The 18,694-nt window shown below is 63.6% G+C and carries 14 protein-coding genes; 5 read left to right on the top strand and 9 right to left on the bottom strand.

Translation table 11 applies throughout. The features are described 5' to 3' along the window. Positions 1-36 precede the first annotated feature (36 nt). Positions 37-2,757: a DNA mismatch repair protein MutS gene (gene mutS, locus P2869_RS06860; protein WP_277597827.1), complete on the top strand. Its 2,721-nt coding sequence runs from the start codon at positions 37-39 to the stop codon at positions 2,755-2,757. Continuing rightward, positions 2,714-4,024 carry a hypothetical protein gene (locus P2869_RS06855; protein ID WP_277598066.1) on the top strand — a complete coding sequence of 437 codons (1,311 nt, stop codon included), beginning with the start codon at positions 2,714-2,716 and terminating at the stop codon, positions 4,022-4,024. Before mutS ends, P2869_RS06855 begins: the two co-directional genes overlap by 44 nt. Before the next feature lie 51 nt (positions 4,025-4,075). Here P2869_RS06855 and P2869_RS06850 read toward each other — a convergent pair whose 3' ends face one another. Beyond that, complete coding sequence (locus P2869_RS06850) at positions 4,076-4,621, bottom strand: peptidylprolyl isomerase (protein ID WP_126875710.1); 546 nt, start codon at positions 4,619-4,621, stop codon at positions 4,076-4,078. A 32-nt stretch (positions 4,622-4,653) separates the two neighbouring features. Between P2869_RS06850 and P2869_RS06845 the strand changes: the two genes are divergently transcribed. Next, a complete protein-coding gene (locus P2869_RS06845) occupies positions 4,654-5,892 on the top strand; it encodes a cupin domain-containing protein (protein ID WP_277597826.1) in 1,239 nt (412 codons plus the stop codon). A gap of 229 nt (positions 5,893-6,121) precedes the next feature. Continuing rightward, positions 6,122-6,382 carry a hypothetical protein gene (locus tag P2869_RS06840; protein WP_081601951.1) on the top strand — a complete coding sequence of 87 codons (261 nt, stop codon included), beginning with the start codon at positions 6,122-6,124 and terminating at the stop codon, positions 6,380-6,382. Between the two features lie 149 nt (positions 6,383-6,531). Here P2869_RS06840 and P2869_RS06835 read toward each other — a convergent pair whose 3' ends face one another. From P2869_RS06835 to P2869_RS06825, 3 genes are all read right to left on the bottom strand, one after another. Beyond that, the gene (locus tag P2869_RS06835) at positions 6,532-8,730 is read right to left on the bottom strand and encodes an ATP-dependent DNA helicase (RefSeq protein ID WP_233425829.1); all 2,199 of its coding nucleotides are present in this window, start codon (positions 8,728-8,730) and stop codon (positions 6,532-6,534) included. A 115-nt stretch (positions 8,731-8,845) separates the two neighbouring features. Further along, entirely contained in the window at positions 8,846-9,079 is a 234-nt protein-coding gene (locus P2869_RS06830) for a DUF465 domain-containing protein (protein ID WP_017778047.1), read from the bottom strand. Positions 9,080-9,189: 110 nt separating this feature from the next. Further along, positions 9,190-10,059 (bottom strand): colicin transporter, encoded by an 870-nt coding sequence (locus P2869_RS06825; RefSeq protein WP_152495168.1) that lies wholly within the window; start codon positions 10,057-10,059, stop codon positions 9,190-9,192. Positions 10,060-10,267: 208 nt separating this feature from the next. Here P2869_RS06825 and P2869_RS06820 point away from each other — a divergent pair, with 208 nt between their 5' ends. Beyond that, on the top strand, positions 10,268-12,613 hold the full coding sequence (locus P2869_RS06820) for a Tex family protein (RefSeq protein ID WP_277597825.1): 2,346 nt from the start codon (positions 10,268-10,270) through the stop codon (positions 12,611-12,613). Between the two features lie 157 nt (positions 12,614-12,770). Here P2869_RS06820 and P2869_RS06815 read toward each other — a convergent pair whose 3' ends face one another. From P2869_RS06815 to P2869_RS06795, 5 genes are all read right to left on the bottom strand, one after another. Continuing rightward, complete coding sequence (locus P2869_RS06815) at positions 12,771-14,657, bottom strand: potassium transporter Kup (RefSeq protein ID WP_017778044.1); 1,887 nt, start codon at positions 14,655-14,657, stop codon at positions 12,771-12,773. Between the two features lie 359 nt (positions 14,658-15,016). Beyond that, positions 15,017-15,574, bottom strand: coding sequence for a phosphoribosyltransferase (locus tag P2869_RS06810; RefSeq protein WP_017778043.1), 558 nt, complete (start codon positions 15,572-15,574; stop codon positions 15,017-15,019). A gap of 16 nt (positions 15,575-15,590) precedes the next feature. Next, entirely contained in the window at positions 15,591-16,937 is a 1,347-nt protein-coding gene (locus tag P2869_RS06805) for an adenylosuccinate synthase (RefSeq protein ID WP_017778042.1), read from the bottom strand. Positions 16,938-17,168: 231 nt separating this feature from the next. Beyond that, complete coding sequence (locus P2869_RS06800; protein WP_017778041.1) at positions 17,169-18,320, bottom strand: ATP phosphoribosyltransferase regulatory subunit; 1,152 nt, start codon at positions 18,318-18,320, stop codon at positions 17,169-17,171. Positions 18,321-18,472: 152 nt separating this feature from the next. Continuing rightward, complete coding sequence (locus tag P2869_RS06795) at positions 18,473-18,664, bottom strand: DUF2065 domain-containing protein (RefSeq protein ID WP_017778040.1); 192 nt, start codon at positions 18,662-18,664, stop codon at positions 18,473-18,475. Positions 18,665-18,694: the final 30 nt, after the last annotated feature.

Genomic DNA, 18,694 nt, shown 5'->3' with positions numbered 1-18,694 from the left:
GCAAATGTCCGAACACGTTCTTCAGCAACTCTTTGAATGAAAACAGAATCCAGCGTCGCAGCCGCGCCCGACCAGACCCTCGCGAAGCATACGCCCTACATGCAGCAGTACTTGCGCATCAAGGCCGAGCATCCCGGCACACTCGTGTTCTACCGGATGGGGGACTTCTACGAGCTCTTCTACGACGACGCCGAAAAAGCCGCACGCCTGCTCGATCTCACGCTGACGCAGCGTGGCGCTTCGGCCGGCATCCCCATCAAGATGGCTGGCGTGCCGCATCACGCTGTCGAGCAATATCTCGCGAAGCTCGTGAAGCTCGGCGAGTCCGTGGCCATTTGCGAACAGATCGGCGACCCGGCTACCTCGAAAGGACCGGTGGAGCGCAAGGTGGTTCGCGTGGTTACTCCCGGGACGCTCACCGACGCGGCACTGCTCGCCGACAAGAGCGACGTCTACCTGATGGCCGTGTGCGCCGGACACAACCGGCGCGGCGTGGTCGTCAACGTGGGGCTCGCGTGGCTCAATCTCGCGAGCGGTGCACTGCGCCTTGCGGAAGTGGCACCCGACCAGGTGGCGGCTGCCTTCGAGCGCATTCGTCCCGCCGAAATCCTGGTCGCCGATGCTCCCGCTGACGCAAACGCGTGGTCGCCGCCACCCGGCTCCGGTGCATTGACGCGTGTTCCGGCGTGGCACTTCGATGTGGCAGCTGGCACGCAGCGGCTCTGCGAACAAATGGAAGTGGCCAGTCTGGACGGCTTCAGTGCTCAGACGATGACGAGCGCATGCGGCGCCGCGGGCGCCCTGCTGCTTTACGCTGCCGCTACGCAAGGCCAGCAATTGCGGCACGTGCGCAGTCTCAAGGTCGAATACGAGTCCGAGTACATCGGGCTCGATCCCGCCACGCGTCGTAACCTCGAACTCACGGAAACGCTGCGCGGCACCGAATCGCCGACGCTGTGCTCATTGCTCGACACGTGCAGTACGACGATGGGGAGCCGGCTGCTGCGCCACTGGCTGCATCATCCGCCGCGCGACGCGTCGATTGCCGGCGCGCGCCAGCAGGCCATCGGCGCGCTCCTGGAGGCGCCGCCGCCAGCCAGTCTGGATGCCCTGCGTACCGCACTGCGCCAGATCGCGGACGTCGAGCGGATTACGGGGCGGCTCGCCCTGCTCTCGGCACGTCCGCGTGACCTTTCGAGCTTGCGCGACACGTTCATCGCATTGCCGTCGCTGCGCGAGCAGATGGCTGCTGTCAGCAGCGCCTCACCTATGCTTTCCCACATCGAAGCGATGCTGGAGCCGCCTGCTCCCTGCGTGGAGTTGTTGACTCGCGCGGTCGCGCCGGAGCCCGCAGCCATGGTGCGCGACGGCGGCGTCATCGCGCGCGGCTACGACGCCGAACTCGACGAGTTGCGCGACATCTCGGAAAACTGCGGCCAGTTTCTGCTCGAACTCGAAATGCGCGAACGCGAGCGCACCGGCATCAACAATCTGCGGGTCGAGTACAACAAGGTTCACGGGTTCTATATCGAAGTGACGCGCGGGCAAACCGACAAGGTGCCCGACGACTATCGGCGGCGTCAAACACTCAAGAATGCCGAGCGCTACATCACGCCCGAGCTGAAGACATTCGAAGACAAGGCACTGTCGGCCCAGGAACGCGCGCTCGCGCGCGAGCGCGCGCTCTACGACGCGCTCCTGCAATCGCTGCTCCCGTTCATTCCCGACTGCCAGCGTGTTGCGGCCGCGCTCGCGGAACTGGACGTACTCGCCACCTTCGCGGAACGCGCGCGAGCGCTCGATTGGGTCGCGCCTGCGTTCGACCAAAGCGCGGGCATCGAGATCGAGCAGGGACGGCATCCCGTCGTCGAAGCCCAGGTCGAGCAGTTCATCGCAAACGACTGCCGGCTCGACGCGGAACGCAAGCTGCTGCTCATCACGGGCCCGAACATGGGCGGCAAGTCGACATTCATGCGCCAGACGGCGCTCATCGCGCTGCTGGCATACGTGGGCAGCTACGTGCCGGCGCGACGCGCGCGCTTCGGTCCGATCGACCGTATCTTCACGCGCATCGGCGCCGCCGACGATCTCGCGGGGGGCCGCTCCACGTTCATGGTGGAAATGACCGAGGCCGCCGCGATCCTCAACGACGCGACCTCACAAAGCCTTGTCCTGATGGACGAAATCGGTCGCGGCACTTCGACTTTCGATGGACTGGCACTCGCGTGGGCCATTGCCCGTCATCTGCTGTCGCACAACAGTTGCTATACGCTCTTTGCCACCCATTACTTCGAACTCACGCAGTTGCCCGCGGAGTTTCCTCAGGCCGCCAACGTCCATCTGTCGGCCGTGGAGCACGGGCATGTGATCGTGTTCCTGCACGCGGTCAACGAAGGTCCGGCGAGCCAGAGTTACGGCCTTCAGGTGGCGCAGCTTGCCGGCGTACCGTCTGCCGTCATCCGTGCGGCACGCAAGCACCTCGCGCTGCTGGAGCAACAGTCGGCAGCGCAGCCAACGCCACAGCTCGATCTGTTTGCTCCACCACCAATGGCAGAAGTCGACGACGAAACGGCGCCACTCCATGAAGTGCGGGACGAAGACGATCAGTATCGCGAAGCATCATCGATCGATCCGGCCTCAGAAGCGCTTGCTGAACGGCTTCGTTCCATCGACCCAGATGGACTGCGGCCACGCGAGGCACTCGATCTGCTCTATGAATTGCACGGGCTCGCGATGGCGCCGCATGAGAAACGCTGAGTGTTCTGCCCACGCTGTGCGACACGGGCGTGCGTGTCGTAGAGCACTCGCAGCGGCGGCCTTCGTCGCCACGGTGCTTGGGCTTGTCTGCGTCCCGGCTCGAGCAGCGGGGCAGCGCTATTCGTTTGCCGTCGTTTCAGGGGCAATGCGAGGCCCGGCCGACGAAGCCGCTACGCAGCGACTGATCGAAGCCGCTGGACTGAACAGGAACGTGGCGTTCATCGTCTATGACGGCAATCTCAAGGGTCCCACTGAAGCCTGCAGCGACGCGCTTTACGAGCGTCGCGAGGCGGTGCTGGAAACAGCGCGGCCGGCGCTGATATTCGTACCCGGCCAATACGACTGGGTCGGCTGCTCAGCGCACGACGCGGGTGACTTCGATCCGGTGGAGCGGCTCGACCGGTTGCGGCAAACGCTGTTCGCGGACCCCACCTCGATGGGACAGACGCGTCTACCACTCACTCGCGAAAGCGAGGTGTCGCGCTTCAGGCCATACCGGGAAAACGTGCGCTGGCAGGTGGATGACACCATCTTCATCGGACTCAACGTGCCAGGCGGCAACAATCATTACCTGACCGCCGGCGGCCGCAATGGTGAATTCGAGGATCGCACGATCGCCAATGCCTTCTGGCTCGAACATGCAGGCGAGTACGCGCGGCGCCATGGCGCGCGCGCAATCGTGATATTCATTCAAGGCGACCCGGACCCTGAGCGCTACGAGCGGCCGGACCGCTTCGCATGGCTGCGCTTTGCACGCCACGAACGGCGCGACGGGTATCTGGAGTTCAAGCGGAGTCTGGTCAAACTTGCCGAAACATTTCGCGGCCCCGTTGTAGTGATCCACGAAGACGATGGCCGGCCAGCCGGCGGTTTTCAGATCGACCAGCCGCTACGCAACGACAAAGGCGCGCGAGTCGCCAATCTGACGCGCATCGCATTTGCGCCGCGAAACAAGCTTATGCAGTGGATAGAGGTCGATGCGGACATGGCACGCCACCCGCCGTTTCGCGTCAGCGTGCGTGATGTACCGAAAGATCTGCCCCTGCCGCAGCCGCCGGCCCTCGTACCCGGAGGGGACAGCGCGCCGCCGGTTCCGGCCATGCCCACTGTGCCCGAAGTATCGTCCGCGCCCGATGTACCTGCTCCTTCGTCGGCATTCGCCGAGCCTGCGAGTCAGCCGCCCGACTCCGGCACAGGTAACGGCAACAATACGACTCATCCAGGTTATGCCCTTCCGCCGCCGGGTGGCACGGGCACTGCGCCTTGAGCCTTCTTGAGCCTTGAGCCGGCGTCAGGCGACGCCGGCATACCGCAGGGCTCAGTGCAACGTGGGTTTTGAATCCCCTTCGCCCTCGTCATCGTCTTCATCTTCGTCGACAACTTCGAGGCCATTCGCGCCGTGCGCGTGCTCGTGCTGGATCTCGTCGTCCGTGGCCTGACGCACCTCCGTGACGGTCAGCGCGAACCGCAAGGCCATGCCAGCGAGCGGGTGGTTGCCATCGAGGACGACCTTGTCTTCGGCAACATCCGTCACTGTGTAGATGAGCGTGTCCAGGTCTTCGTCGCCCTCTTCGGGGGTGCCCTCGAATTGCATGCCGACTTCGAGCGGCTCGGGAAAGCGGTTGCGCGGTTCGATCTTCACCAAGTCGGGATCGTACTCGCCGAACGCGTCTTGCGGCTCAAGTTGAATCTGGGTTTCGAAGCCAGGCTCCTGCCCATCAAGCACTTCCTCGATCTTGGGGAACGTGCCATCATAGCCGCCGTGCAGATAGACCATCGGCTCGTCGCTTTCCTCAATCAGATTGCCCTGCGCATCCGACAGCTTATAAGCGACCGAAACGACAGTGTCCTTTGCGATTTTCATTCGATTCTCCAGAATACAAATCACATTATACGATGCCCAAGCGGCCCTCCGACCATCCGGCCGGCCAACGCGCGACCCCATCGCGCATGCCGGCCCCGGCTTCCGGCCTGCCTTCCCCCGACCAGCCCACGCCATTGCTCGGCGGCCTCACTCCGACGCAATTCATGCGCCGGTACTGGCAGAAAAAGCCGTTCCTGATCCGTCAGGCAGTGCCCGGCATTGCGTCGCCGGTTACACGCGATGAGCTGTTCAAGCTGGCCGGGAACGACGACGTCGAGTCCCGTCTCGTCACGCATTTTCGGCGGCGCTGGAAACTGGACCACGGTCCCTTCGACACTACTGCGTTGCCGCGCACCGCTCAACGCGACTGGACGTTACTCGTCCAGGGCGTGGACCTGCACGACGACCGAGCCCGCGCGCTGCTCGACAGGTTCCGCTTCGTGCCGGACGCCCGGCTCGACGATCTGATGATCTCCTACGCGACTGATGGCGGCGGTGTCGGGCCACACTTTGATTCATACGACGTGTTTTTGCTGCAGGTACATGGCAAGCGACATTGGCGTATCGGCGCACAACGCGATCTGTCGTTGCGCGAAGACCTGCCATTGAAAGTACTCGCGCACTTCGAACCCGAAGAGGAATGGATCCTGGAGCCAGGCGACATGCTCTATTTGCCGCCGCATATTGCACACGACGGCATCGCGATCGGTGAATGCATGACTTGCTCGGTCGGCTTCAGGGCACCGTCGGCAAGCGAACTCGCCGCGCAGTTCCTCTACTACCTGGCCGAACGCGGTGGCGCCCACCGCGGGCGGGACACGCTCTACAGCGATCCGAAACAGCCCGCCGTGAGCGAGCCTGCCCAATTGCCGGCGGCGCTGGTGGAGCGAGTCGGCGCGATCCTTACGAAGATCCGCTGGAACCAGGCCGACGTGTCCGGATTTCTCGGTGCCTGGCTAAGCGAACCGAAGTCGAATGTGGTGTTCGAGCCGCCCACGCGTCCGCTCAACGAAGCCGCGTTTGTGAACCGCGCTTCACACGACGGCGTACGCCTGCACCGCAAAACAGTTCTGCTATACGATATTCACTCATATTTCCTGAATGGCGAGGAAAACTCTCTTCCATCGAGCAAAAAGTGGCTTCTCGATCTCGCGAATTGTCGCGCGCTGAGTGCGAAACGCTTTGTAACACTCTCACACGATTCGTCGGTGACAGCACTACTGCACGAGTGGTATTGTGCGGGCTGGATAGAGTTGGGCGGGCTTGCATAAGCCCTTCCAGCTGCTATACCGTTACGGAAACGTCTGTATGAGAAAGACAACGTATTGACCCCGCATTTGTCGACGGTCGGTACGAAAGTGCATATAATTTCCGCCCAAGCCGTAGGGAAGATTCACGCTCATGAAGTGCGTCTCCACCAGCGGCCCGGGTCGGTGTTGGAGCACATTACCGGTATTATTTTGCGCTGTTGCTTACCTTTAACCATAAAAGGACGTGATCATGAAGAAATCCCTCCTCGTAGCATCCCTGTTGGCAGCCGTTGCACTGGCTGCTTGCAACAAGAGCAGCGATCAAGCCGCTGCCCCGGCCGCTAGCGACACGTCGGCTGCTTCGGCACCGGCTGCTGCTGCAAGCGACACGGGTGCTGCTTCGAGCGCCGCCGCTGCGAGCGACACGGGTGCTGCTTCGGCTACGACGGGTGCTTCGGACGCAGGCGCTGCCGCTTCGGCTGCTGCTCCGGCTTCGGGCGCAAGCCAGTAAGTCGTTGTTGCGCGAGTTCGCCTTCGGGCGAACGTCTGCCAGAAGCCAGATGCGCTACACGCAAGTCCGGCTTCCGGCAGGCAAAAACAAAACGCCACGAAGTTCGCTTCGTGGCGTTTTGTTTTGCACGGTGTCTCTGATGCCGGCAATCAGCCGGTCTGTTTTCCTTCGTCGAAAAACTCCCGAACGACTTCGATCTCGCGTGTGCGCTTGAACGGCGGCAAGCTCTGCCAGATCCGACGTCCATATGGCTTATCCACGAGTCGTGTGTCGCAGATCATCAGCACGCCGCGGTCCGTCTCTGCGCGAATGAGCCGCCCCGCCCCCTGCTTGAGCGTGATGACAGCCTGCGGTAACTGATGGACCGCAAACGGGCTCAGCCCCTTCCTGGCCAGTGCGTCGAGGCGCGCAGCCAGAACCGGATCGTCGGGCGGCGCGAACGGCAGCTTGTCGATGACGACGAGCGACAGCGCATCGCCCCGCACGTCTACCCCTTCCCAGAAGCTCTGGCTGCCCACGAGAATGGCGTTGCCGTAGGCGCGGAATCGCTCCAGCAGTTCCGTGCGGCTCGCATCGCCTTGCACGAGCAACGGTGTATTCCATCCACGAGCGTCAATGGTGTCGCGCAATTTCGCCGCGATGCGGTCCACGGCACGCAGCGTCGTACAGAGCATGAACACGCCACCGCCGGAAGCTTCGATGGCGGGCAGCGCCGCGTCGAACACCGCGTCCGTGAATGCCGGCGACGATGGCTGCGGCAAATTGCGCGGCACGTATAACAAGCCTTGCGTCGGATAATCGAACGGACTGGGCAGCGTCATCGAACGGCGCGCGTTCAGTCCCATCTGCGCGGCATAGTGCGTGAAGTCGCCGCGCACCGACAGTGTCGCCGATGTGAAAACCCACGCACGCGGTACGCCAGCGCGCTGCTTCGCGAAGATGGGCGCCACCGACAACGGCGTCTCGTGCAGTTGAACCGTGTGCGAAAACACCTCGACCCAGCGGACCTTTTCATCAGGATCCGTTGCAGCCTGCGTACCCGATGTGCTCTGCGCCGTCTCTTGAGGCTTCGAAGAAACGTCCGCGGATTCAGGCACCGTCCATCCTGCGAGTGTGTCCTGCAGCTCGCGTGCGCGGCGCAGGCAGGCACCCAATGACTCCGCTCGTTCGGCTTGACCGGCCAGGGCGGTGGCGAGTGCCGCAAGTTCTGTTTCGACCGCAACGAGCGCAGAAAAAAGCGGATGGTCCTCCGGCAGTTGCGCCACCGACAGTCGCACCGAGTCTTCCTTGAACGCCAGCCGCACATCGCGCGCTGCGCGCTCGAGCGCCGCACCGAGCTTCACCCATTCGACAGCATCACGCGCATGACTGAGCCCTTCGGCAACACAGTCTCGCGCCAGTTCGAGCAGTTGCGCGGTGGAAAGCGTCTCGCCGAAGAAAAGCGTCGCGGTCTCGGGCAACTGGTGCGCTTCGTCGAAGATGATCGTGTTGGCCGTGGGCAGCAACTCCGCCATGCCCGTGTCGCGCAGCATGATGTCAGCGAAGAAGAGATGGTGATTGACCACCACGATGTCGGCCTGCTGTGCTTCGCGGCGCGCCTGCATCACGAAGCAGTCCTTGTAATTCGGACATTCCTGGCCGAGGCAGTTCTCGCGCGTCGAGGTCACCATCGACCACACGGCAGCTGTTTCCGGCACGCTCGCGAGTTCAGCCTTGTCGCCCGACTTCGTTATTTTCGCGAACCGCACGATCTCCTGAAGCCACGCCGTTTCCTGGCGCGACGGCAGGCGTCCGTTGTCGGCGGTGCGCTGCAGGTAGTAGTGGCAAAGGTAGTTCGCGCGCCCCTTGAGCATCGCGACCGAAACCGGCACGGCCAACGCATCGCGCACGGTCGGAATGTCGCGCTGAAACAGCTGGTCCTGAAGATGCTTGGTGCCGGTCGACACGACCACCTTGCCACCCCAGAGCATGGCGGGCACGAGGTAGGCGTACGTCTTGCCCGTGCCCGTGCCGGCTTCCACGATCAGCGTGTTCTCGCCGCCGTCGATACCCGCCTGCTCGCCGTCACCGGAGCTGGCCGTGCCGTTATCCGCACCGGACGTGCTCGCGCCTTGCAGGCGCCGCGCCGGGCGCTTCTGCGTCTCGAACATGGCCGGATCGGGCATGGCACGCCCCGAGGCTTCCATGGCAGCCGCTACGGCCCGCGCCATCTCGATCTGCGAGGCACGAGGCCGGTAGCCCTCGATTTCGCGCGCAAGCACGCCGTCGGCCGCGAAGATGGCGTCGAGCTCCGATACGCGCCGGGCGTTCAGCACAGGCGCGCCGGCGTTGGGGCGCAAAGCGGACACCGGTGCGTCGCCGTCGGGCGCTGCGCCGGAAAGAGAAACAGGCGATGAATTCAAGGCAAGCGGTTTCCTGCAAAGTCCGGCGTGCGCATAGGCCCCGGCGCCTGCCAGGGCGCGGTTACACGCGCCTGTCGGATGTACTCAATGAATCGGGTTCCAGTTGCAGCTGCAACAGGATGATGTTGTCCTTGACCTTCAGCTTGCGCTTCTTGAGACGCTGCAGCTCCAGGTCATCGGAGCCGGGGTCGTCCGACATCCTCTCGATCAAACGGTCCAGATCACCGTGCTCCGATTCCAGTTGCAGAATGCGGTCGCGAATGACCTCGGTCTTGACATGATGTTGATCGCGCATGCTCGCCTCCTCACCGATGCGGCGAACGCCGCGCCGCGTGCGCGGTTCCGCCTGAGGTTGCCGTCCGACTGACAAGCGGCAGCGCAGGTGCTGCTGCCGCTCTTCCTGCCTTACTGCGACTGCTGCTGGCCCTGCTGTTGCTTCAACTGGTCCTGCTGCTTCTGCTGCGCCTTTTCGGCCGCCTGGCGCTGGCGCTCTTCCACGTCAGCCTTATGCTTTGTTGCGTCTTCCTGTTTCTGCTCGAAACGCTGAGCCTTCTCCTGCCGCTCCACGGCCTTCTGCTGGCCTTCGCGACGCGCCTCGTCGAGTTGCCGCTGGAAGTCGGCCTGTTTCTGGTCGTACGCGGCCTGGTTTGCTGCCTTTTGTGCCGCGTCCGGACCGCGGCGCGCCTGATCGACTGCGTGTTGCTGCTGCTTCTGCTCGAACGCCGCGGCATTCGCCGCGCGCTGCGGCGCTTCGGCGGCGCGCTGGGCTTCGTCCAGCGCATGCTGGCGCTGCTTTTCCTCGTAGGTCTCTTGATTGCGTGCTTCGTCTGCGGCCCGCTGCGGCGCGTCGGCTTCGTCCTGGGCACGCCTGAGCGCCGCCTGCTGGTCGCGCTGCTGCGCCCGCACGGCACGCTGTTCGTCGTCGAGCGCGAGCTGTTCCTTGCGGATATCCGCCTGGACCGCGCGCATCTGATCGCGCGCCTTGCCAAGGCAGTGATTGACGAAGAAGGTGCTGTAGCAATTGTGCTGCGCCACGGCATAACGATAGTTGTTCTCCGCCCCACGCCGGTCGAGCTCCTTTTGCCGTACGTCGAAGTCACTTTGCGCCGCGGGGGCGGTATCGGAACCGTTGGAAACAGGAGCGAAGGCACCGGCCGCAGGCCCCGCCGGCTGCGTCTGCGCAGCAACAGGTGACGCGGAAAAAACCGCGATCGACGCAGCCATCACAAGTGCAGCGCCAGGCGCGACATCCCGTGCCGCGGTAGCCCTGCCCATACCGGGCAAAACGGGGAAAAAACGCAAGTTTGTCAACGTCATCACAGGGCAACGGAACATGCCCGAAATTCTATCACCCTGAGCTTGAGCGCTCGGGCATTTATGGCAAAATGCCCCGCTTCAGCAATCCGCCGCACAAGGCGCCCGGCCCGCCGGCGCGCGGCTTTCCGCGCCGCGGCGCGGGCCTCGCAGGAGCATCGAACAGCTTATGACGGACACCGTAGCACTCAAGATCGTACAGCGCATCGCCAACGAACTGTCGGTCCAGCCACGTCAGGTGGCAGCCGCCGTACAACTCCTCGACGAGGGATCGACCGTTCCGTTCATCGCCCGCTATCGCAAGGAAGTGACGGAAAACCTGGACGATACGCAGCTACGTACGCTCGAAGAGCGGCTCCTTTATCTGCGCGAGCTCGAAGAGCGCCGTGCGGCGATCATCGCGAGCATCGACGAACAGGGCAAGCTCACGGACGAACTGCGTGCAGCGATCGAAGGCGCCGATAGCAAACAGGTGCTCGAAGACCTTTATCTGCCTTATAAGCCGAAACGCCGCACACGCGCCCAGATCGCGCGCGAAGCAGGACTGCAACCGCTCGCAGACGCACTGCTCGCCGATCCGCAGCTCGATCCGCAGACCGAAGCGGCGAAGTACGTCGATGCAGAAAAGGGCGTGGCCGATGTGAAGGCTGCGCTCGACGGCGCGCGCGACATCCTCTCCGAGCAATTCGGCGAAACCGCCGAGCTGCTCGGCAAGCTGCGCGACTACCTCTATAACCAGGGCGTGGTCTCGTCCAGCGTGATCGAAGGCAAGGAAGGCGAAGAAGGCGAGAAATTCCGCGACTACTACGACTACGACGAACCGATCAAAACCGTGCCGTCGCACCGCGCGCTCGCCCTCTTCCGCGGCCGCAACGCCGGCGTGCTGCTGGTAAAGCTCGGCTTGGGCGAAGAACTCGACGCGCAGGTGCCGCATCCCGGCGAGGCGATGATCGCGCGGCACTTCGGTATCGCGAATCAGGGCCGTCCCGCCGACAAATGGCTCGCCGATGTCTGCCGCTGGTGCTGGCGCGTGAAGGTGCAGCCGCACATCGAAAACGAGTTGCTCACGAACCTGCGCGAGCAGGCCGAAACGGAAGCGATCCGCGTGTTCGCGCGCAACCTCAAGGATCTGCTGCTCGCGGCGCCTGCGGGTCCGCGCGCCGTGATCGGTCTTGACCCGGGGCTGCGCACCGGCGTGAAGGTCGCCGTGGTGGATCGCACGGGCAAGCTGCTCGCCACCGACACAATCTACCCGCACGAGCCGCGCCGCGACTGGGATGGCTCGCTCGCGAAACTCGCACGCATTGCCCGCGAGACGCAGGCAGAGTTGGTCAGCATCGGCAACGGCACGGCCTCGCGCGAAACCGACAGACTCGCGGCCGAGCTGATCGCGCGCCATCCCGAACTGAAGTTGCAGAAGATCGTGGTCTCCGAAGCGGGTGCCTCGGTGTACTCGGCTTCGGAACTCGCCGCGAAGGAATTCCCCGATCTGGACGTTTCGCTGCGCGGCGCGGTATCGATCGCACGACGCCTGCAGGACCCGCTCGCCGAACTCGTCAAGATCGAGCCGAAGGCGATCGGCGTGGGACAGTATCAGCACGACGTAAATCAGCGCGAACTGGCACGCTCGCTCGACGCGGTGGTCGAAGACTGCGTGAACGCCGTGGGCGTGGATGCGAACACGGCGTCGGTCGCGCTGCTCGCGCGCGTGTCCGGTCTCAACGCTACGCTTGCACGCAATATCGTCGACTACCGCGACTCGAACGGTCCGTTCCCCTCGCGCGAGCATCTGCGCAAGGTGCCGCGCCTTGGCGACAAGACCTTCGAGCAGGCCGCCGGTTTCCTGCGCATCAATGGCGGCGAGAATCCGCTCGACCGGTCGTCGGTGCACCCGGAAGCGTATCCCATCGTCGAACGGATTCTGGCGAAGATTCGCCGCGGCATCGGCGAAGTGCTGGGTAACCGCGACGCGCTGTCCGGACTCTCGCCCACCGAGTTCGTCGATGACCGGTTCGGCCTGCCCACCGTGCGCGACATCCTCACCGAGCTGGAAAAGCCCGGCCGCGACCCGCGTCCCGAATTCAAGACGGCGACGTTCCGCGAAGGCGTCGAGAAGATCTCCGATCTTTCGCCGGGCATGGTGCTGGAAGGCGTCGTCACCAACGTCGCGGCGTTCGGCGCGTTCGTGGACGTCGGCGTGCATCAGGACGGTCTCGTGCACGTGTCGGCCATGTCGACGAAGTTCATCAAGGACCCGCACGAGGTGGTCAAAGCCGGCCAGATCGTCAAGGTCAAGGTGCTCGAGGTCGACGTGAAACGCCAACGCATCTCGCTCACCATGCGGATGGACGACGACGTCGCTCCTGGCACGGCCTCAGGGCAGCGCAGCGGCACGCGGGACGAACGCGCCCAACCACGCAACGGCGGCGGCGCAAGGCCGCAGCCGCGCTCGCGCGAGCCCGAAGCAGCGGGCGCCATGGCGGCCGCCTTCGCGAAGCTGAAGCAGCGCGGCTAATCACCCGGAGACACGGCGCAGACGGCATGCGAGAGTGCCGCGCGTCGTGCACATCGTGCGCATTCGTGTGTTGGCGCAGAAGGGCACGCACAGGCCAAAACAAAAACGGGGATCCCCCTTGGGATCCCCGTTTTTCCTATGACGCTGCCTGCGCCGATCAGATCTCGATCTTCGTACCCAGTTCGACCACGCGGTTGGCGGGAATCGCAAAGAAGTCGGTTGGCTTCGCAGCGTTCTGATGCATCCAGGCGAACACACGCTCGCGCCACAGCGACATGCCGGGCAACTGTGTCGGCACCACTGTTTCGCGCGCGAGGAAGAACGACGTGTCCATCATGTCGAAGGTCATGTTGTGCTGCTCGCCCATATGGAGCAACACGGCCTTCACGTCAGGCGTCTCGTTGAAGCCATAGTCGGCCTTCACGAGAAAAAGTCCGCCGCCAATGTCTTTGACCGTCATGCGCTCCTCGTCCTTCACGTAAGGAATATCGCGCGTGACGAACGTGAGGAAGATGGTGCGCTCGTGCAGCACCTTGTTGTGCTTGAGGTTGTGCAGCAGGCTGACCGGCACGAGCGCCGCGCTGCCCGTCAGATAGATCGCGGTACCCGACACGCGATGCGGCGGATGCGCGAGCAGGCCCTGCAGGAACGGCATGAGCGGAATACCGTCGGCCGCCGTGCGTTCCTTGACGATCATGCGCCCCTTGTACCAGGTCATCAGCAGGAAGAACAGCAGTGCGCCGACACCAAGCGGCAGCCAGCCGCCCTCCTCGACCTTCAGCAGATTAGCGCCGAAGAAGCCGAGGTCCACTGTCATGAAGACCGCGATGATGACAGCGACCAGCACCTTGTTCCAGTTCCACACGTTGACCATGACGACACAGGCGAGCACGGTGGTAATGACCATCGTGGCGGTCACGGCAATGCCGTATGCGGCAGCGAGATTGTCCGAACTCTTGAATCCGATGACGATGCACAGGATCACGGCCAGCAGCAGCCAGTTCACGACGGGCACATAGATCTGCCCGATGGCAAGCTCGGACGTATGGAGAACCTTCATGCGCGGCACGTAGCCGAGCTGGATCGCCTGGCTCGTCAGCGAATACGCGCCCGAAATCACGGCCTGCGACGCAATCACCGTGGCGACCGTCGAGAGCACGACGAGCGGCAGCAATGCCCATTCGGGCGCGAGCAGGAAAAACGGATTCTCGATGGCCTTCGGGTTGTGCATGAGCAGTGCACCTTGCCCGAAGTAATTGAGCACGAGCGACGGCATCACGAGCACATACCAGGCCACGCGAATCGGCTTCGCGCCGAAGTGACCCATGTCTGCGTAAAGCGCTTCGGCGCCCGTGAGCACCAGCACGACAGAACCGAGCACCACGTAGGCCTGCAGCATGTGGGCGGACATGAACGCGACGGCATACCACGGATTGAGCGCGGCGATGATGCCAGGCGACTGCGCGACGTGCCAGACGCCGAGCGCGCCGATGGTGGCGAACCACACCAGCATGATGGGCCCGAAAAGACGGCCGACCACGGCCGTGCCGTGTCGCTGGATCCAGAACAGCGCGATAAGGATGACGATGGTGAGCGGCACCACCAGATGCGCCAGCTTGGGCGCGGCGACTTCCAGACCCTCGACGGCCGAGATCACCGAAATGGCCGGCGTGATGACCGCGTCGCCATAGAACATGCAGGAACCGAAGATGCCGAGCATCATCAGCACGCCCGCCGCTTTGGTCTTCGTGCCGAACGGACGCAGCGAGAGCGCCATCAACGCGAGTACGCCGCCTTCGCCGTTGTTGTCGGCCCGCATCACGAACAGCACGTACTTGATGCTGACCACGATGATGATTGCCCAGAACAGCAGCGAGGCAACGCCGAGAATCGACGTTTCGTTCAGCGGAATGCCGTGGGAGGGACTGAACGCCTCTTTCAGCGCATACAGCGGGCTGGTGCCGATGTCACCGAAGACGACGCCGATGGCGGCGAGCGCGAGAGACGGCAACGAATGCTTGCCCGCGTGATTGCTATCGTTCATAAGCGGTTTGCGTGTCGGGGCGAAAAACGTGCGCTATTCTAAACCGGGCCTCCAAATCTGGCCCCGTGCTCGTTGTGGCAGCACCACGTAGTCAGACTGGACAGTCTGGCGCCGCACTGTTACAGACGCCACGGCAGTGGCGGCATGCCGACTTCCCGATGGGTTAGTTCGTCATCGAAACGACCGGTCGTTCGCAGTCTGGTGGCGCCAGCCGACGCCTGCGTTTCGCACGAACGCGTAGCTTGCATGAAAAACGGAGCCGATAGTGGCTCCGTTTCGATTCGCGACACGTGCAGTTTGCCGGCCATGCCGATCGTCAGCCTGACGACCGTCGCTCACGTGTCGCTCTACTTGCGGCGTTACGGCTGCTTGCCCGTGCCGCGCTTGATCCATGCGCCGAGGTTGTGCGGCCTGACCGTGTCCCACTCTTCGAACGGCTGATGAATCCACGGATTGGTGGGCAGGTGCTGCACGTAATAATCGGGCTTCACCTTCGAGCAGGCCTTGTACCAGAGCACCGCCGAACGCACCGTCTCGACCGCCGGATAGCGATCTTTCAGATGCTGCTGCACGCGTGCCAGCGTCACGCCGGAGTCCACGAGGTCGTCGACCAGCAGCACGTTGCCCGACAGCTCACCACGCGTCATCGTGATGTACTGGGCGATATCCAGGTCGCCCTGCTGCGTGCCCGCCGCCTCGCGATACGAACTCGTGGCGAGGATCGCGAGCGGTAGATCGTAGATGCGCGACAGCTGATCACCCACGCGCAGTCCGCCTCGCGCAAGACACAGGATCTTGTCGAACTTCCAGCCTGAGTCGTGGACGGCGAGCGCCAGCAGTTCGATCAGGCGGTGGTACTCATCCCAGTTGACCCACAGGTTCCGGTCGTCGTTGCGCGGATCCGTCATCTGAATCATGTCCGTACCTCGCCAGTCAGACCTTGAACGGATGGCGCAGCAGGATCGTTTCGTCGCGATCGGGACCGGTGGACACCATGTCGATTGGCACGCCCGCCACCTCCTGCACGCGCTGCAGATAAGCCTGCGCGTTGGCCGGCAGCTTGTTCCACTCCGTAATGCCGATCGTGCTTTCCTTCCAGCCGCCGAAGGTTTCGTAGACCGGTTCGCAACGCGCGACTTCGGACGCGCCGCGCGGCAGGATGTCCGCGTCCTTACCGTCCATCTTGTAGCCGACGCACAGCTTGACCTCGTCGAGGCCGTCGAGCACGTCGAGCTTCGTGATGCACAGGCCGGACACGCCGTTGATCTGAATCGAGCGGCGCAGCGCGGCGGCATCCAGCCAGCCCGTACGGCGCGGACGACCCGTCACCGAGCCGAATTCCTTGCCCACGTTGGCGAGCGTCACGCCCACCTGTTCCTGACGCTCCGGATTGTCGGCGTCGTACAGTTCGCTCGGGAACGGGCCCGAACCCACACGCGTGCAATACGCCTTCGTGATGCCGAGAATGTAGTTCAGCTTTTGCGGACCCACGCCCGCACCCGCAGTGGCCGCACCGGCCACGCAGTTGCTCGAAGTGACGAACGGATAGGTGCCGTGATCGATGTCGAGCAGCGTACCCTGCGCACCTTCGAACAGCAGATTGCGCCCCTCGTGGTTTTCGTCGTAGAGGCGGCGCGATACGTCCGTCACCATGGGCGCGAGACGGTCGGCATAGCTCAGCATCGTATCGAGCGTCTGCTGGAAGTCGACTGCGGGCGCACCCAGGTACTGGGTCAACACGAAATTGTGGAAGTCGAGGTTTTCGCGCAGACGATCCGCGAAGGCCTTGGGCTCGAACAGGTCTTGCACGCGCAGCCCCCGGCGGCCCACCTTGTCTTCGTAGGCCGGCCCGATGCCGCGACCCGTCGTGCCGATCTTGCCGGCGCCGCGGCGCGCTTCACGTGCCTGGTCGATTGCGATGTGATACGGGAGAATCAGCGTGGCCGCTTCAGAAATGAAGAGACGCTTTACGACGTCGATGCCAGCGCTTTCGAGTTCGTCGATTTCCTTGAACAGAGCCTCGGGCGACAGCACGACACCATTGCCGATGTAGCATGCCACGCCGGGACGCATGATGCCCGACGGGATCAGACGCAGGATGGTTTTCTTGCCGCCGATGATGAGCGTGTGGCCCGCGTTGTGGCCGCCCTGGAAACGCACGACGCCCTGAGCGTGGTCCGTCAGCCAGTCGACGATCTTGCCTTTGCCCTCATCTCCCCACTGGGTCCCTACGACAACGACGTTGCGCCCGGGATTCACATTCACTGCGCTGGCAGACATGGTGTTTCGTAAGCTGGTTAAAAACGTATTTTACCTGGGTTCGCGCAGGGTTCCGAGTTTTTTCCCGAATTTTCCTTTTGCGCTCAACGATATGGCGCGATCCGACTGCCCATTGGACAACCCGCTTCGACGCTGACAAAAGCGTCCCGCGCCACTTCGAGCGCCAGCTTTCGCCGATCGTGAAGACAATGTTCGGAGCCGCGCCTCAGGGCCGTGCTTCAGGGCTGTGCTTCAGGGTCGTGCTTCAACGACCCAGGCGCCGTTGCGCTCGACCAACACGCGGTCGCACGCGAACTCGTCGAGATCGTGCTCGTGTCCGGGCAGCGCCTGAATCACGACTTCGCCTGCGTCGCGCAGCGCGGCGACACTCGCCCGCAGCGCATCGCCGTGCTGCCACGGCGCGAGAATCGCACTGCTGCGCGCCTCGACTGGCGAGACACGCGCGACTTCGCGCAGGTCCAGCGAAAAACCGGTTGCGGCGCGGGCACGCCCGTAGGCCTGACCGATCTGGTCGTAGCGGCCACCGCGAGCCACCGCATTCGGCACGCCATCGACATACGCGGAGAACATCACGCCGCTGTGATACGCGTAGCCGCGCAGGTCAGCGAGATCGATCATGACTTCGGCGCCTTCGACCTGGCCCGCGAGGAACTCGAGGTCGTCGAGCGCGCGCCCGATCTCGGGCCGCTGCGGTAGCCGCGCGCGGGCTTCGGCGAGCACCGATGCGTCACCGTACAGCATGGGCAATGCGCGCAGTGCGTCGCGCGTCACGGGCTCCAGCGACGCGGTAAGTTCCGCAAGCCGCGGGACGTCTTTGCCCGCAAGCGCTTCATACAAAGTCTCGCCGAGTGCCGTCACGGCCGGTTGGCCGTCCATCAGCGCAGCGAGCACACCGGCATGGCACAGGTCGAGCCGCACTTTCGCAAGGCCCGCAAGCCGCAGCGCGTCCAGCATCAATTGCTGGATCTCGACGTCGGCCTCGAGGCCGCCATGACCGTAGATTTCCGCGCCGATCTGGATCTGCTCACGCGTCGCGTGCAGCCCACGGGGACGCGTATGCAGCACGTTTCCGGCGTAGCACAGCCGCGTCACGCCCTGGCGATTGAGCAAATGGGCATCGATGCGTGCCACCTGCGGCGTCATGTCGGCACGCAGACCCAGCGTGCGGCCCGACAACTGGTCCACGAGCTTGAACGTGCGCAGGTTCAGATCGCTGCCGGCGCCCGTCAGAAGCGACTCGATATATTCGAGCAGCGGCGGCATGACCATCTCGTAGCCATACGAGCGGAAGCGGTCCAGCAGGCGGCGCCGCAACTCTTCGATCTTGCGCGCCTCGGCGGGCAGCACGTCGGCGATATTCTCGGGAAGTAACCAGGTCGACATCGGTTGAGTCCTACAACATTGAAAACGGCGCTTGCGTACCGCTAAAACGGGAGCGCAATGGAGTGAGAGCACTCTGGCACCTTGCCGGCATCACCGCACGTATCGCGTGCGTTGGGCGTGCCTTCGGGCGTTCGTTCCGACTGCCGCACAGCCTACGTGGCGATCAGCAGCAGCACGAGCCCGAGCCCCATCACGATCAGGCCGCCGATGCGAATGTGATGCACCGGACGCTCCGCTATTCTACGAAACGTGTCACGCCACGCCGACGGAAACACGAACGGGAACATGCCCTCGATGATCAGCATGAGGGCGATCGCGAGCAACAACGAGCCGGCTATGTCCATGGGGGCAAGGCGCCGCGTGCAATGCGCGGC

It is taken from the genome of Paraburkholderia sp. SUR17 (assembly GCF_029536165.1).
GTDB classification, from domain to species: Bacteria; Pseudomonadota; Gammaproteobacteria; order Burkholderiales; family Burkholderiaceae; genus Paraburkholderia; species Paraburkholderia kururiensis.
This window is presented reverse-complemented; position numbering and strand designations above follow the sequence as displayed.

Excerpts from the sequence above, each read along its gene's own strand:
- mutS (WP_277597827.1), top strand. The coding sequence starts at position 37 with ATGAAAACAGAATCCAGCGTCGCAGCCGCGCCCGACCAGACCCTCGCG.
- P2869_RS06855 (WP_277598066.1), top strand. The coding sequence starts at position 2,714 with ATGAATTGCACGGGCTCGCGATGGCGCCGCATGAGAAACGCTGAGTGT.
- P2869_RS06850 (WP_126875710.1), bottom strand. The coding sequence starts at position 4,621 with ATGAAAATCGCAAAGGACACTGTCGTTTCGGTCGCTTATAAGCTGTCG.
- P2869_RS06845 (WP_277597826.1), top strand. The coding sequence starts at position 4,654 with ATGCCCAAGCGGCCCTCCGACCATCCGGCCGGCCAACGCGCGACCCCA.
- P2869_RS06840 (WP_081601951.1), top strand. The coding sequence starts at position 6,122 with ATGAAGAAATCCCTCCTCGTAGCATCCCTGTTGGCAGCCGTTGCACTG.
- P2869_RS06830 (WP_017778047.1), bottom strand. The coding sequence starts at position 9,079 with ATGCGCGATCAACATCATGTCAAGACCGAGGTCATTCGCGACCGCATT.
- P2869_RS06825 (WP_152495168.1), bottom strand. The coding sequence starts at position 10,059 with ATGGGCAGGGCTACCGCGGCACGGGATGTCGCGCCTGGCGCTGCACTT.
- P2869_RS06820 (WP_277597825.1), top strand. The coding sequence starts at position 10,268 with ATGACGGACACCGTAGCACTCAAGATCGTACAGCGCATCGCCAACGAA.
- P2869_RS06815 (WP_017778044.1), bottom strand. The coding sequence starts at position 14,657 with ATGAACGATAGCAATCACGCGGGCAAGCATTCGTTGCCGTCTCTCGCG.
- P2869_RS06810 (WP_017778043.1), bottom strand. The coding sequence starts at position 15,574 with ATGATTCAGATGACGGATCCGCGCAACGACGACCGGAACCTGTGGGTC.
- P2869_RS06805 (WP_017778042.1), bottom strand. The coding sequence starts at position 16,937 with ATGTCTGCCAGCGCAGTGAATGTGAATCCCGGGCGCAACGTCGTTGTC.
- P2869_RS06800 (WP_017778041.1), bottom strand. The coding sequence starts at position 18,320 with ATGTCGACCTGGTTACTTCCCGAGAATATCGCCGACGTGCTGCCCGCC.
- P2869_RS06795 (WP_017778040.1), bottom strand. The coding sequence starts at position 18,664 with ATGGACATAGCCGGCTCGTTGTTGCTCGCGATCGCCCTCATGCTGATC.